The sequence below is a fragment of the Pseudomonas graminis genome, assembly GCF_001705435.1.
Taxonomy (GTDB): Bacteria; Pseudomonadota; Gammaproteobacteria; order Pseudomonadales; family Pseudomonadaceae; genus Aquipseudomonas; species Aquipseudomonas graminis_B.
This window is the reverse complement of sequence record NZ_MDEN01000053.1, coordinates 81,359-96,406: the sequence shown is the minus strand read 5'-3', so window position 1 is coordinate 96,406 and position 15,048 is coordinate 81,359. Positions and strand designations below refer to the sequence as shown.

13 protein-coding genes are annotated in these 15,048 nt (G+C 62.1%); 2 read left to right on the top strand and 11 right to left on the bottom strand.

Annotated elements, in window-relative coordinates:
- Positions 1-6 precede the first annotated feature (6 nt).
- From BBI10_RS04370 to BBI10_RS04360, 3 genes are all read right to left on the bottom strand, one after another.
- Positions 7-726, bottom strand: a complete 720-nt coding sequence (locus tag BBI10_RS04370) for a GNAT family N-acetyltransferase (RefSeq protein WP_065987125.1) — start codon at positions 724-726, stop codon at positions 7-9.
- A 182-nt stretch (positions 727-908) separates the two neighbouring features.
- A complete protein-coding gene (locus tag BBI10_RS04365) occupies positions 909-1,664 on the bottom strand; it encodes a DUF4239 domain-containing protein (RefSeq protein WP_065987123.1) in 756 nt (251 codons plus the stop codon).
- Positions 1,665-1,679: 15 nt separating this feature from the next.
- Positions 1,680-2,045 (bottom strand): hypothetical protein, encoded by a 366-nt coding sequence (locus BBI10_RS04360; RefSeq protein ID WP_065987122.1) that lies wholly within the window; start codon positions 2,043-2,045, stop codon positions 1,680-1,682.
- A 513-nt stretch (positions 2,046-2,558) separates the two neighbouring features.
- On the opposite strand from BBI10_RS04360, the gene BBI10_RS04355 reads away from it, so the two are divergent.
- Positions 2,559-4,961, top strand: a complete 2,403-nt coding sequence (locus tag BBI10_RS04355; protein WP_065987120.1) for a glucose/quinate/shikimate family membrane-bound PQQ-dependent dehydrogenase — start codon at positions 2,559-2,561, stop codon at positions 4,959-4,961.
- A 102-nt stretch (positions 4,962-5,063) separates the two neighbouring features.
- Here BBI10_RS04355 and BBI10_RS04350 read toward each other — a convergent pair whose 3' ends face one another.
- The 3 genes from BBI10_RS04350 to BBI10_RS04340 all read right to left on the bottom strand — a co-directional run bounded on the left by BBI10_RS04350 (position 5,064) and on the right by BBI10_RS04340 (position 8,166).
- Positions 5,064-6,677, bottom strand: a complete 1,614-nt coding sequence (locus tag BBI10_RS04350) for a methyl-accepting chemotaxis protein (protein WP_065987213.1) — start codon at positions 6,675-6,677, stop codon at positions 5,064-5,066.
- 315 nt (positions 6,678-6,992) lie between these two features.
- Positions 6,993-7,241, bottom strand: a complete 249-nt coding sequence (locus BBI10_RS04345; protein ID WP_065987115.1) for a hypothetical protein — start codon at positions 7,239-7,241, stop codon at positions 6,993-6,995.
- Positions 7,242-7,344: 103 nt separating this feature from the next.
- Positions 7,345-8,166 (bottom strand): hypothetical protein, encoded by an 822-nt coding sequence (locus BBI10_RS04340; protein ID WP_065987113.1) that lies wholly within the window; start codon positions 8,164-8,166, stop codon positions 7,345-7,347.
- Between the two features lie 330 nt (positions 8,167-8,496).
- On the opposite strand from BBI10_RS04340, the gene BBI10_RS26450 reads away from it, so the two are divergent.
- Positions 8,497-9,042 (top strand): sterol desaturase family protein, encoded by a 546-nt coding sequence (locus tag BBI10_RS26450; RefSeq protein WP_141695115.1) that lies wholly within the window; start codon positions 8,497-8,499, stop codon positions 9,040-9,042.
- Here the strand turns inward: BBI10_RS26450 and crtB are convergent.
- The 5 genes from crtB to fni are packed head-to-tail and all read right to left on the bottom strand — an operon-like array spanning position 8,924 to position 14,915.
- Positions 8,924-9,913 (bottom strand): 15-cis-phytoene synthase CrtB, encoded by a 990-nt coding sequence (gene crtB, locus BBI10_RS04330; RefSeq protein ID WP_065987109.1) that lies wholly within the window; start codon positions 9,911-9,913, stop codon positions 8,924-8,926. The genes BBI10_RS26450 and crtB overlap by 119 nt on opposite strands.
- The gene (locus BBI10_RS04325) at positions 9,910-11,400 is read right to left on the bottom strand and encodes a phytoene desaturase (RefSeq protein WP_065987106.1); all 1,491 of its coding nucleotides are present in this window, start codon (positions 11,398-11,400) and stop codon (positions 9,910-9,912) included. Before BBI10_RS04325 ends, crtB begins: the two co-directional genes overlap by 4 nt.
- Position 11,401: 1 nt before the next feature.
- Positions 11,402-12,592, bottom strand: coding sequence for a lycopene beta-cyclase CrtY (gene crtY, locus BBI10_RS04320; RefSeq protein WP_065987104.1), 1,191 nt, complete (start codon positions 12,590-12,592; stop codon positions 11,402-11,404).
- Positions 12,589-13,863 (bottom strand): glycosyltransferase, encoded by a 1,275-nt coding sequence (locus BBI10_RS04315; protein WP_065987102.1) that lies wholly within the window; start codon positions 13,861-13,863, stop codon positions 12,589-12,591. Before BBI10_RS04315 ends, crtY begins: the two co-directional genes overlap by 4 nt.
- A complete protein-coding gene (fni, locus tag BBI10_RS04310) occupies positions 13,860-14,915 on the bottom strand; it encodes a type 2 isopentenyl-diphosphate Delta-isomerase (RefSeq protein ID WP_065987099.1) in 1,056 nt (351 codons plus the stop codon). Before fni ends, BBI10_RS04315 begins: the two co-directional genes overlap by 4 nt.
- Positions 14,916-15,048 lie beyond the last annotated feature (133 nt).

Sequence of the window (15,048 nt, the reverse complement as noted above, 5' to 3'; positions counted from 1 at the left end):
GCTGGATTAGACGAGCCGCGGGCCGATGAAGGCTTGCGCGCCTGACTCGCCCAACAGTCCGTTGACGAATAGCCGGGCCTGGCGGGTCAACTGATCGATGTGGCGATCGCGCTGTTTCTCCGCATCGGTCATGGCGCGCTTGCCGTGCTGCTTCAACAGATAGCTGTGGATCTGCCGCACTTCCAGCGAGTTGTAGATCGGCGCAATGTCCAGCACGGCCAACAAGCCCTCGGTCTGCCGCTCACGGGTGTTCATCACCACCTGCGGCCCGCGCGCACCCAACACCTGAAAACCCAGCGCCTCGAACACCGCAACTTTGGAGACGAAGCACGCCAGCTCCGCATGGGGATAGCGTTCGGTCATCTTTGTCAGCATGGCCCGCGCCACGCCCTGACGACGGCGTACCGTTTGCACCGCCATGTACGCCACGGCGCACGCCTGCGGGTCCTGTTGAACCGGCAAATAGAGCAAAAAGCCGATGACGATCGACGGATCCTCGGCGTCCAGCGCCACGATCAATTCCACCGCAATCCCCCGCGAGCCATCCATCGCCTGCACGTACTGATGCACTTCATGGCCGACGCCGTATTGGTACAGCGGGTACAACGGATTGCTCGGGGCGATGGCCACCATGCTGAGGTCGGTGACGTAGTCGATCACCATTTGCATGATCTGGCTCTTGATCGATTCCGGGGGCGTGGCGTCGAGGCGCATGACGGTAAACATGGGGCTGGGCATTGTGATCCTGAATACGGGCTGGCACGGTAGCGTGCAGAGTGGTGACGTGCAGAGCGCTGCATCATACCCGGCCCACCTCGCAAATCCCTCCTTTTCTGCCCTCCGACGCTTCGTTATAAAGGCCCGCAACCCGAGCGCGACCACGACCCAAAAGCGGTTAAAGCACACGCTTACAACTGCATCTCCGCCAAGGCCCGGCGAAGCGGCTCATCAGAGATCTGGATGGGGCCGTGAAAGGGAATGTCCATGTCCAGGACCAGGTAGACCGACGCGGCAATCAGCAGTGCTGATACGGTGAACATGCCAATGACCATCGGATTGCGCGGCGCCCGGTAGCCGAAGGTGGCGAAAATCAGCGTCATCCACGCGATCAGCATGCCGATCAGCGGGCCGGGTATCGCCCCTTCGGACTGCTCGACGATTCGCCAGCGCTGTTCGATCAGGCCGTGGTACTGCTGGCGAATGTCCAGCATCAAGGTTTCATGGAAGCGATCCGCCGGGCGCACCCCGGCGAGGGATTTGCCAATGTCGTCCAGGTACTGCGCGGCCTGGCTTTTGCGATGCTGCAGCGCTTCATCACCGCGATACGGATTGGCAATGGCCCGCTCAAGGTACGTCACCAGCAGCCCGCGTGTCTGTTGCGCGGACTCGCCGTAAGTGCGCAGCGTTCGGTCGAAGATGATCAGATCAGTGGCGTAGGCATGGAAGCTCGCGTCGATGGATTCATAGGTGTTCTTGGCTGAATTGATCATCAGCCCGAACACGAGCGAGGTCATCACCACGAAGATGTTGGCCACCAGGCGGATGACCGTGTTGGTGTCCTCGTCTCGATGACGGCTCGAAAGCCTGGGATACCAGTGCATCATCAGCAACGATGCCGCCAGCAGGCAGGCGAAGGTAGCGGCTGCGATCCACACCGACTGCATTAACGCACCCCGCCGCTACTGCGCAGCCCAGTGGGAAAGTTTGCGCTGGACGTCATCGGCGCCTCCCTGGCACTCGCTGGCGGAGAGACTTGGCGCACCGCGTTCCAGCGTGGTCACCGGCCTTCCTGGGGGCGAATAAATAGTGATGCGCTGCGCACCCGCCGGCTGAAATTCAATACGGGTGCCGTCTTCCAGATACAACGCCTCGTCGGCATATTTTCCGTCCATCGCCCGGTAATAAGGCGGAGCGCTCAGGCAGGTGCGCAGGTCGCCGTCCTCGAAGATTTCCACGTAAAAAGTGCCGCCGGCGTGGGGACCGGCCCAAAGGCCGGTGAGTTTGTGTGGCGGTGAAGATGCGCTGACTGAGGTGTAATCGACCAATGACGCACCGGTCGTGGCCTGGGTCGTGCACCCGGATATACACACAAAAACCGCCGCTGTGATCAGCAGCGTCGTGGCTCGCGTCCTGCTTAACCGATTGTGCATAGAAAACTTACACTTCCAGCGCGTTATGAGAGCGCAGACCAGAGGGAATCGATGGACTCCGTCTCATGCGCCTGCCGTAAGTTGAATGGCCTGTTGACGACTCTAGTCTGCGCCCACACCCCCCCGCAACTTTGAGCGATGGGATGCACCATAGCGGGCATTACCTTGCCGCCCTGTAGCGCCATCTCGCCGGTCCTTTCAGCCCCTCTTCAGGCCCCGAACCTGCGTAAGGCCGGGCCGATTGCCCTCTGAATGCTTTTCCCCCGGGATCAGTTCGTGAACACGGCCTATGCTTGGAAAGAGCGTGTGGTCAGTGATGCCGAAAAAATTCATCCAACCGGCTGATCGGGGAGTTGAACCCCCTATGAGGCGCACAGTCCATGCACTACATCCCAAGGGGGAACATCGATGAATGACTTATCAAAAGCTTCAGGGCTGAGGCGTTTCACTTCCATCATTGCAGGCATCTTTGCCTTGTTTCTGCTGGTAGGCGGTATCTGGCTGCTCACATTGGGCGGCTCTTTTTATTATCTGTTCCTGGGCGTCGCGCTGCTGGTGTTCGCCGTCCTGTTGTGGCGACGTTCCGCGGCATCGCTCTGGCTGTATGGCGCGCTGATGCTGATCACCGTGGTCTGGGGTCTGTGGGAAGCAGGCACGGACTTCTGGGCGCTGGTGCCGCGATTCGACATCCTCGGGGTGTTGGGTCTGTGGCTGCTCATTCCGGCGGTGACCCGGGATATTCCGGAGCGCATCAAGCCCGGCAAAACCTTTTTATCCGCGACATTGGCGCTGGCCATCGTGGTGATGGTGTATGCCATCTTCAACGACCCGCAGGAAATCAACGGCAGCATGGCCACCGCGCAACCCGCGCAGCATGAGCCTGTCGAAGGCATCGCCAATGGCGACTGGCCTGCTTATGGCCGCACCCAGTCGGGCACGCGCTATTCCCCGCTGACCCAGATCAACGAAGGCAACGTCAAAGACCTGCAGGTGGCGTGGACCTTCAACAGCGGCGAATCGAAAACCGCGAATGACTCTGGCGAGACCACCAACGAGCTGACGCCGATCAAGGTAGGCGACAACATGTACATCTGCACCACCCACCAGATCCTGGTGGCGCTGGACCCGGCGACCGGCAAAGAGAAGTGGAGATTCGATCCCAAGCTCAAATCCGACCCGTCCTTCCAGCACTTGACCTGCCGTGGCGTCGCCTACTTCGATCAGGCTGACACCACGCAGTTTGCGAAAAGCCTGGAAGGCACTCAGCCGGTCGCCACCAGTTGCCCGCGCAAGGTATTCCTGCCGGTCAACGACGGTCGTCTGTTCGCCATCAACGCTGACACCGGCGCACCGTGTGCCGACTTCGCCAAAAACGGCGAGCTCGATCTGCTGCACTTGCAGCCCTACCCGTATCCGGGCGGCCTCGAACCCACCTCCCCGCCTGTGGTGACCGGCACCACCGTGATCATCGGCGGTTCGGTGACCGATAACCTGTCGGTGCACGAGCCATCCGGTGCGATCCGTGGCTACGACGTCAACACGGGTGCGCTGAAGTGGATCTTCGACACTGGCGCGGAAGACCCGAACGCGATTCCGGGCGACGGCAAGACCCTGGTCAACAACTCGCCGAACGCCTGGGCACCGCTGGCGTACGACGCGAAAACCGACGTGGTCTACGTGCCAACCGGCAATCCGACGCCCGACATCTGGGGCGGCAACCGCACCCCGGTGATGGAGCGTTATGCCAGCTCGATCGTCGCCATGAACGGCTCCACCGGCAAACTGGTGTGGAGTTTCCAGACCACCCACCACGACTTGTGGGACATGGACGTACCGGCTCAGCCAACCCTGGCTGACGTGAAAACCGGCAGCGGCGAAGCTGTCCCTGCGGTGTACGTGCCGACCAAGGCAGGCAACCTGTTCGTGCTCGACCGTCGCGACGGCAAGCCAATCGTGCCGGTCCATGAAATGCCGGTGCCTGCGGGTGAAGCGGCGCCAGGCGATCGGGTCAGCCCGACCCAGCCGCGCTCGAACCTGAACCTGACGTCGATTCAAACCCTGTCCGACAAGGAGATGTGGGGCGCGACCATGTTCGACCAACTGGTCTGCCGCGTGATCTTCAAGCAGCTGTCGTACAACGGCCAGTACACGCCGCCGTCCGAGCAAGGCACGCTGGTGTTCCCGGGCAACCTGGGCGTTTTCGAATGGGGTGGCATCTCGGTCAACGCCGACCGTCAGGTTGCGCTGATGAACCCGATGGCGCTGCCGTTCGTGTCCAAGCTGATTCCCCGTGGCCCGAACAACCCGCTGTGGCCTAAAGAAGGTGCCACCGGGACCGGTACCGAAATGGGCATTCAGCCTCAGTACGGCGTGCCTTATGGCGTCGAAATCAACGCCTTCCTGTCCCCACTGGGCCTGCCATGTAAAGAGCCGGCCTGGGGTTATGTGGCGGGTGTCGACATGAAGACCCACGACGTGGTGTGGCGCAAGCGTATCGGCACCATCCGCGACAGCCTGAAAGGCATTCAACTGCCACCGCTGAAAATCGGTGTGCCGATGCTCGGTGGTCCCATCTCCACGGCCGGCAACCTGATGTTCATCGCCGGCACCCAGGACAACTACCTGCGTGCCTTCAACGTCACCAACGGTGATCTGCTCTGGGAAGCGCGGTTGCCGGCTGGCGGTCAAGCCACACCGATGACCTACGAGAGCAATGGCAAGCAGTACATTGTGATCATGGCCGGCGGGCATGGCTCGTTCGGTACCAAAATGGGCGATTCCCTGATTGCCTACGCCCTGCCGTCGAAGTAATCAGCGGCTGAGCGACAACAAAAAGCCCGAGTGATCGGGCTTTTTGTTGTCTGCAATTCAAGCATGGCACTGGTCGATGCGATGTAAACGTGGACGCCTGCGTCAAAGCCGGAAACGATCCACCGACTGGGAAAGCTGGCCTGCAAGCACTGCCAGTTGATCGGTGGTACTGGCTGTCTGGCCAATCACCTGGCTATTACCGGCCGACATGCTGGCGATCATCTCAACTTGATGGGCAATCTCATTGCTGGCCAGACTTTGCTCACCGATAGTCCGGGTGATGTCATTGACCAACTGACTGGTGCCCAGCGTTGCTTCAAGGATTTCGCCAATAGCCTGCTCCACCTCGGCAGTCACCGCCATACCCTTATCGACCTGGGCAACACCCGCTTCCATGCTCATCACGGCGTCGCGGGTGCTTTGCTGGATGCGTGTCACCATGCTGGCAATTTCCTGGGTCGAGGCGCTGGTGCGTCCCGCAAGGCTGCGCACTTCGTCGGCAACCACCGCAAAACCTCGCCCCTGCTCACCGGCGCGGGCCGCTTCAATAGCAGCGTTCAACGCCAATAGATTGGTCTGGTCGGCAATGCCCTTGATCACCTGGATAATGTTGAAGATGCCTTCAGACTCTTTGTCCAGCAGACGGATCACTTGCGCCGACTGCTGAGACGATCGGGCGATGCCATCCATGTCGCTGACCACCTGATGGATCACGCGACCGCCATTCTTGGCCAGGGTTTCAGCCTGATTGGCCATGGCCAGCGCCTGTTCTGCATGCCGCGTGATCTCCTCGATGCTCGCGGTCATTTCACTGGTCGCCGCTGACATCGTGCCGGCTGCGGCACTCTGCTGCAGACTGCTGCCGGCGACCTCATGACAGCTACCCGCCAACTGCTGGCTGATCGTGCTCACGCCCTGGGCATTGTTACGCACCGCCTCAATCATGCCGCGCAAGTCGCGCTGCATGGCCGCCAGGCTACGAATCAGCAGGCTGGCCTCATCGCGATTAACGGGTTCAGCAATAGGCTCGCTCAAGTTGCCATGGGCGATGCTGTCGGCGATTCGTCGCGCATTCTGCAAGGGCGTCATGATGCTTTGCGTCACCCAGAAGCCCTGCGCGCTCAGCAGCAGCATGCTGATCACCAGCACAGCACCCAGGGCGATGTTGGCACTGCGGCTGGCGTTACGGGTGCCTTCCCCACTGGCCTTTGAATTAGTCTCGATCAGCTCGCTCAGGCTGGACATTTCACCTTCCAGCTGGGTGAAGGCGCTGCTGAACTGTGCCAGCTCCTGCTGTGCCCGTTCCGGACTGTTGAGTGCCAGATCGACAATTCGCTCGCCCGCGGCAATATAGGCGTCCAGGCCGGGCTTGATTTTCTCCAACGCTGATTTCAGGCTTTGGTTGAGGGGCAGGGTCAGGTTGTCCGCAAGGACCTTGCGAAAATGTGCAGCATGTTCGGCCAGACCCGCCACGACCTGATCTCGATCGGTATCACTTTTACCTATGCCGACCAGCATCGCCAACAGCACGTCAGCACGCAGCGCATCGTGCATCATGTCGGCTTCCAGATGATTGCTCAGGGCAATCATGCTGACCTCACTGTCGATCATCGCGGCTTCCGTTCGCGCATTGCTCAAATAACTGACCAGACTGATTATCAGGACCGCGAGCACGCTGGTGCCAGTCAATAGCAAAAGACGTAGTTTTATCGACATCATCAGGCCTCAGGTCATCGATGGAAAAATTGCCGCCGTTCAACTTTTATCGGCGCTTACCAACGGTTATTTAAGACCAATAATTGATTGACCCACTGACATGACGCCTTATTTCTCCACCGTTCCATCGAAAGGGGCGAGAAAGGGATAATAACGGGGTCGCAAGGGACATGGACGGCGCAACGCGGATGGACGCGGGCCTTACTGACAGGCAACCGCAGGTGCCCACTTAGCGTTAAGTGAACACCACGGCCGGGATTGGCTGAACGGGGGATGATTTGTCCAGCCGGTGATCATAGAACCGAGCGCCAGGGCTTACTCGTGATGGATCACACCCGTCATCGCCGTAAAGCGACTCTGCGGGTTCTTGAGCTTGTCGAGCACCTCATCGGGCGTGGACTCACGGAACACCACCATGTGCCCCACGTCCTCGCCGCCTTCGGTGACCCGCTCGATGTCGTTGATCATCCAGGTTTTCAGCTCTTCCACGCTGATGCCCAACTGCTCGGCGACCTGACCGTGGAAGCGCTCTGCGTCGTATTGATTGAATTCGTCGTTGTTCATGGCCTTGGCCTCCTTTAGCGGGTGTAAGTCTGAGGCCGCGGTAGGCCGGCACAGTTCAGTCGGTTACGACCCACGGCGTCCAGCGCCAGGATCAATCACTTTTTTATCGCGCCCGTGGCCCGGCCATCCAAGGGCTGTATTCGAACGCTACCGCGCCTCTGGACACGCCGGTTTCATCCACGGAGAAACCGGGCATCTGCGCGATGTCAAGATGTTTGCACTGCTCGGTGAGTCGGCTTTGCAAGACGTTGTCGTAGGTGAAGGCCTCCGGGCGTTCGCGGTGGCGTTCGAGGTTGACGACGCATTCCTTGACCTTGCCCTGCTTGTTCGCCAGATACTCGAAAGTGACCACGCCGATGCTGCCGGGCGGTGATTTCATCAGTGTCCGCTCGGCGAAATACCGCCCCTGCGCGTATTGCTGATAACGGGGCTCCATGGACAAGCGCTGGATATCGCTCATTGGCACGTAGATCAAGGGGGCGACGACTTCCACGTTGCCGTCCTTGTTGAACCGGTCCCCGGGTACGATCGGGAACACCGCGCTCCAGCACACCTTTTTTGAAAGATCGGCCACCGGTGCATTTGCCGTGGCAATGCCTGTGGCCTGGGTTTCACAGCTGAATACCTCATTGTTGCGATTGATCTTGATGCGCAAGCGGACCTCACCCGTCAGGCCTTCGCTGTTGGCCTCAAGCGCTCTGTTTCCGAGAATGAACTGGAAACGGCTGACGAAGGTCTTGAATTGCTGCTGTTTGATGTCTTCCGGGCTCGGGACGGCTGGAGCGGAGGCGATGGCAGGAGACGCCACCTGACGGGACTGACAGGCCATCAGGGCACAGGCGATGCCTGCGATCGCGGTCAATCGGAGCCATGGGGAAATCGGGCGCAGCGATGACAGGCGGGAATAGGGACGGAGGAGCAACATTGATCATCCTTGAACTGCAGAGAATAAAGCGCGCGAAGATACCGCTGCTCAGCGTAGTGCGTCCAGACCATGCCAAATTGAGGGTGTTCGCGCCGGCCCCTTCCCGGCTAAAGCCGGTCCCACGAACAGCAGTGCAGTCCCACTGGCACACCGCGTACTCATAGTGGGACCGGCTTCAGCCGGGAAGGCGTCATGGGTCACGCCACACCAATCCGAACCTTCACACCGCAAATCGGCAAACCGATCTCCGCCTTCAGCCACCGGCATGCGACAATCACGCACCGAACAGCGTCGGCCTTTTCACGGTCTGACGTCGAGACACTTGCGTGGATGAGCCCGATGATCAATGCCCTCGTATTTTTCGCAACCGTGATCGGCATGGAGGGCTTTGCCGTGTTTGCGCACAAATACATCATGCACGGTTGGGGCTGGGGCTGGCATAAGTCGCACCACGAGCCGAGAACCGGCTGGTTCGAGAAGAACGATCTGTATGCCGTGGTGTTCGCCGGGTTCGCCATCGTGCTGATCGCGCTGGGCACTGCGGGGGCGCATCCGCTGGAGTGGATCGGCGCAGGGATGACCGCTTACGGCTTTCTGTATTTCGTCGCCCACGACGGCCTGGTGCACAAGCGCTGGCCGTTCAAGTACGTGCCCCGCAATGGCTACCTCAAACGCCTGTATCAGGCGCATCTGATGCACCACGCGGTGTCGGGCAAGGAGCGCTGCGTGTCGTTCGGCTTTCTCTACGCGCCGAGCGTCACTCGGTTACGCGCTCAGCTCCGACGCTTGCATGACGGCCCGTTGCACAAATCCGATCCGGACGTTGCCACAGGCTCGCAGGTCGCGCCGGCCACTGCCGACCACGAGTCACGCTAGCCTTCCACGCCCCCACCAACACCAGTCGCAGCTTGTCCAGCTTGCTGGTCGAGACCCGCGCATCCCACGCCCGCGCGCCGCGCTCCCTGACCTTCACCCCGATCTCGCGGTAGACGCACCCCGCCGTCGCCACTGCCCAGGCCGATCGCCATGGCAGTGCGGTCAAGCCGGCATTGGCACTCTCGTAGTACGGCTCGGCCATGTCCACCAGCCGCTTTGCCAATACGGCTACCGCTGGACGGTATTCCGGAGATGCAAGGCGATCGTGGGGAATGCCCAACTCATCCAGCCATTCCCCCGGCAGGTAGCAACGTCCTACCGAGGCGTCTTCGACGATGTCCCGGGCGATGTTGGTCAGCTGAAACGCCAGCCCCAAATCACAGGCGCGGTCGAGGGTCGCCTCGTCACTCACGCCCATGATCTGAGCCATCATCAGCCCGACCACGCCGGCCACGTGATAGCAGTACTCCAACGTGTCGTCGACCCGCCGATACTCGCGCTGGCCGACGTCCATCGCGAAGCCATCCAAATGCTGCAGGGCGTAGCGCTGCTCGATGCCATGGCGCAGGACAACTTCCCGGAACGCTTCGAACGCCGGACTGTGGGTCGGCGTGCCGGCATACACGGCGTGGGTCTGGGCGATCAGCCGTTGCAGCCGCTCGGTGACTTCCTGCTGACTGACCACCGTCGCCGAGTGCCCCGCTTCCTGGCCGTCAATGACGTCGTCGCAGTGCCGACACCACGCATAGAGCATCACCGCGCTGCGACGGGTCACGGGATCGAAGAGTCGCGACGCGGCGGCGAAGCTTTTCGAGCCGACTTCAATGCTCTGGGTGGCGTGGTCGAGCAGCGCCTGATCGGCCACGCTCATGAGTGCAGGTCCTCCAGCATCAGCCCGGCCGTGGCCTTGGCGGAACCGATGACTCCCGGCACACCGGCGCCCGGGTGCGTGCCGGCGCCGACCAGGTACAGATTGCTCAGGCTTGCGTCGCGGTTGTGGGGGCGGAACCACGCGCTTTGTCGCAGGATCGGCTCAAGGGAAAACGCCGAGCCGAGGTGCGCGTTGAGTTCGCCCTTGAAATCCTGGGGCGTGAAGATGCGGCTGGTGACCAGATCCTCGCGCAGGCCCGGCATGTAGTACTTCTCCAGGTACGCGAAGATGCGGTCGCGGTAGCGCGGCCCTTCCACTTCCCAGTCGATATCGGCGTTGCCCAGGTGCGGCACCGGTGACAGCACGTAATGGCTCGAACACCCCGGCGGCGCCAGGCTCGGGTCGGTGATGCACGGCGCGTGCAGGTACAGCGAGAAATCCTCGGCCAGCGCCGCGCCCTTGAAAATCTCCTGAATCAGCGCCTTGTAGCGCGGGCCGAAACACACGGTGTGGTGCTGCAACTGTGGCTGCGGACGCTTGAGCCCGAAGTGGATGACGAACAGTGAGTTGCTGAAGCGCTTGCCCTTCAGCCGTGCGCCTTCCTTGACCCCGCGCGGGTGGCCGCCGAGCAGTTCGGCGTAGGTGTGCATCACGTCGGCGTTGGAGGCCACGCAATCGGCGCTGATCTGCCGGCCGTCCTTGAGGCGCACGCCGGTCACTCTCTGGCCACTGGTGTCAATGCTGGCGACATCGGCGTTGAGCTCGAAACGCCCGCCGATGTCTTCGAACAGCTTGACCATGCCCTGCACCAGCGCGCCGGTCCCGCCCTTGGGAAACCACACGCCCCACTGGCGTTCGAGGGCGTGAATCAGCGTGTAAATGGAGGACGTTGCAAACGGATTGCCCCCCACCAGCAGCGAGTGAAACGAAAACGCCTGACGCAGTTTGTCGTCCTCGATGAACTCCGACACCATGGAATACACGCTGCGCCATGCCTGCAACTTCGCCAGCTGCGGCCCGGCCTGAACCATGTCGCGGAACGACAGGAACGGCACGGCGCCGAGCTTCAGATAGCCTTCCTGAAACACCGCTTTGGAATACGCCAGAAAGCGCTGATAACCGGCGACGTCCTTGGGGTTCAGTGCCGCGATCTGGGTGTCGAGGGACTGCTGATCGTTGGCGTAATCGAACTTCGTGCCGTCTTCCCAGCACAGGCGATAGAACGGCGACACCGGCAGCAACTCGACGTAATCCTTGATGGATTTGCCGGCGGCGGTGAACAGCTCTTCGATGGCCGTCGGGTCGGTGATCACCGTCGGCCCCGCGTCGAAGGTAAAACCCTGATCTTCGTAGACGTAGGCGCGGCCACCGGGCTTGTCGCGTTTTTCCAGCAGCGTCGTCTGCACGCCCGCTGCCTGAAGCCGGATGGCCAACGCCAGGCCGCCGAAACCGGCACCAATCACAATTGCGGTTTTTGCTTGGGTCATTTCAATTCTCGTTGTGCTTAGGCGGGTGATGCCTGGCCTGGTAGTGCTTGGGCAGGTAACGAACAGCGGCCTTGACCGCCTCGTCGATCGGTACGGGCGGTTTGCCGGTGAGCACGCGCAGCTTGTCGGCCAGGCTACTGCGCCCTGCGTAGAAACGGCTGATCAGGCCTTCGGACAACCCGTAAAACCGCTGCATCACCTGCCAGCGATTGGACGGACGCCCGGCCAGGAACAGCATGCGATTAAGCAGCCGATAGAAACCCTGGGAGTGCCACGCGTGCCGCGCGATAGCGCGAATGCCGGCGTCCAGCGACTCGGCATCCAGCCTGGACTGAACGGCGATCCACTCCGCCAGCCGCACGGCATGGGGCAGCGAATAGCCGGTGGTGCAATGAAACAGCCCGGCCCGCAAACCGGATCGTGGCTGGCCCGCCGCTTCGCGCCAGAACCCGGCGAAATCCCCGGCCAGGGTGATCGGCAACACGCCCTGCTCTTCGCGCAGGCACTCGGCAATCTCCCAGCCCTGGGCGGCGGCGTAGTCGGCGATGTGCTGACGAAGCTGGTCAGATGAAAACGAATGCTGGTCGACGTAATGAGTGTCCTCGATCAGCAGGGTGTCAGCTGAAAAAGGCAGCACGTAGACGAAGCGGTAGCCCTGCCCCTGCGCGACGCGGGCATCCATGATGATCGGCGCGGTCAGGCCATGGGGCGCCTTCAAACGCAGCAACTGACCCAGAAACGCCTGCTGCCCCAGCACCATGTGCGCGGTGGCCTGCACGCCACGGCCATCGATCACCGCGCTGGCCTGAAGCCGCTCGCCGCCTTCCAGCACCACGGCGTTCGGCGTGAGTTCGGTGATGCGTCGGCCGGTCAGGAGCGCATCGCCCAAAGCGGGCTCGATGACCTCGGCAAAGCGTTCCGACGTGATGCTGGCATAGCCACTGTTCAACCGTCGCGAGCGTTGGGGGAAGTGCACGTCATAGGTGGCCCAGCGCTGCACCACCAAGGGCTGCAGCCATTGATGCTGCTCGGCCGTGAGGTCGCCTTCGTGGTAGGACCAGGTGTGATTGCCGCCCAGGTGCGTCTGCTCTTCGATGCACAGCACCCGCAGCTCCGGCCGCAGCTGTTTGAGGCGCCAGGCGATCAGCCCGTTGGCCAAGCCGCCGCCGGCAAGAATCAAATCGTAGGTCATGGCATCAACCCCGCCAGCACTGGCTCACCCGTGCGCACCACGGCTTCGACAATGTCGGCGGCGCGGGAGGTGCCGCCAGCGTTCGCCAGCTCGGTCGCCAGGCGCTCAACAGGCTCGACGGACAGCCCGCGCAGTTGGGTAAGGCGCTCGCGAATCTGCCCGGCCCCGGCGCCGCGCCGCAATTGCAGGCCAATCCCGGCATGGGTAACGCGCGACGCAACGCCCGGCTGATCAAACGCGATGGGCATCACCAGCATCGGCGTGCGCGCCACGATAGCGTCCATCACGGTGTTCAAGCCGCCGTGGGTCACCACCGCATCGGCGTGTTGCAGCGCCCATTGTTGCGGCGCGAAATCGGTCACCCAGGTCGCGCCGGCCTTTATCAACCGCTGCTCTTGCCGGGCATCGAGCCCGCCACAATGGGCGACCAGCAACTGCGCGTCCAATTGCCGGCTGGCCGTGGCGATGCGCTTGAACATGTCATAGCGACTGCCCTGCAGCGTGCCGAGGCTGGCGAAGATGAATGGCCGGGCGGGGTCAATCGGCCATTCGCCCGGCTGTTCGGTCTGAGGCGCCCGCAGTGGCCCGACCGCGTGAAAATTGGCCGGTGGATGCTGACGGGGGAAATCGAATCCGGGAAGCGTCTGGCTGATCTGCGCATACGGCGAGAGGCATTCATGCAGCCCGTCGCGGGGCTCGATGGCCAGGCGGCGTGAAGCCTCGCGCAGCTCCTTGCCCAATGGGCGCATTAGCCAGTCGTACACCTTGCGGCTGCCTTCGAACACATGCTGACTGCGTTCATCGGTGGCGTAGGCAAAGGGCATCACCGGCAGCGGCAACTGCGGCTCGCGGTTGACCGGCAAGGCGCAGGCCACCGAGACATACGGCAAGCCCAGCCCTTCGGCGACCATGCCGCCCGCCGCTTCCATCTGATCGCACAGCAGGGCCTCGATCTGCCGCACCGCCAGTGCAGAGGGCAGCTCGGCACACAGCATGCGCGTGGTGTCGCACAGGTCGCGGATCACCCGGCGCAGGCGCAACGGATTGTTCGAGCAGGCCGCACGGCGCAGCGCTGCTTCAAGACTGCCCGGCGGATGACTGAGGGCACCGAGGGCGTGAAAGCCGATGCGCGGATCGGTCAGCCAGCGGCGGGCATCGGCCTGCTGGAAAAAGGTCACCTGATGACCCCGGTCGATCAGCGTCCCGGCCAAGGCCTGAAACGCCTGAAAGTGGCTGTAGAATGCCGGTGCCACCACCGCAAAATGGGTCATGACAGCAACGACTGCAGGGTGTTGGGCGCCACCAGGCGAGCACTGCGCAACGCGCGCAGGTCCTCTGAACCGGTGCAGAAACAGGCGATACGCAGCTGGCGGATAACGATGTCGAAGTGTTCGATGACGGCGGCGGTGGACAGGGTCGCGTTACGCAGCACGCCTGCGGCCTGGCCGACGACATCCGCGCCCAGACGAATCGCCTTGGCCACGTCGATGCCATTGTGGATGCCGCCGGAGGCAATCAGTGGCGTGTCCGGCAAGGCCTGGCGAACCATGGCCAGGCTGACGGCGGTCGGGATGCCCCACTGCGCGAATGCCATGGCGACCTCGCGATCGGCGGGGCTCTGGGCGCGCTCGGCTTCCACCGCAGCCCAACTGGTGCCACCGAGCCCGGCAATGTCCAGCACCTGCACGCCGGCATTCACCAGCGCCAGTGCAACATCGGCAGACAGGCCAGCGCCCACTTCCTTGACCACCACCGGCACGCCGACATCGAGCACCACGCGGTGGATGGCGTCGAGAATGCCCTGCCAGCGCCGGTCGCCACCGACCTGCACCGCTTCCTGCAAGGGGTTCAGATGAATAATCAACGCGTTGGCCTGAAGCATGTCGACCGCACGGCGGGCCATGTCCAGGCCGTCAGGCTCGATCAGCTGCGCGGCGCCGATGTTGCCCAGCAGCGCGATGTCCGGCGCCAGACGCCGCAGTTCGCGGGTCAGCCCCTGATCTCCGCCGTTCTGCAAGGCCACCCGCTGCGAGCCGACGCCCATGGCGATGCCCAGTTCCTGAGCGGCTTCGGCCAGATGACGGTTGATCGCGGTGGCCCGCTCGGCCCCGCCGGTCATGGAGCTGATAAGCAACGGCGCGCGCAATGCGATGCCCAGCAGGGAGCCGCTCACGTCAATGTCGTCCAGATTCAATTCCGGCAGCGCACAGTGTTCGAAGCGGATGTCGTCCAGTCCGGAAAAGGAGGTACGCACGCTGGCGCGCCTGTCCAGCACGATATCGAGGTGATCGTCTTTGCGACGACCCATATCGCTGTGAGTCATACTCGCTCCATGCAGCTGAATTATTGAACGGGCCCTACGGTCTTCTGCAGATGCAATCTTGTACAAAACCGATTTTCCTGTACAACTTTGCCGTATCTTGAGGCATTTAGAAACAGCAGTCGTTCCGTGATGA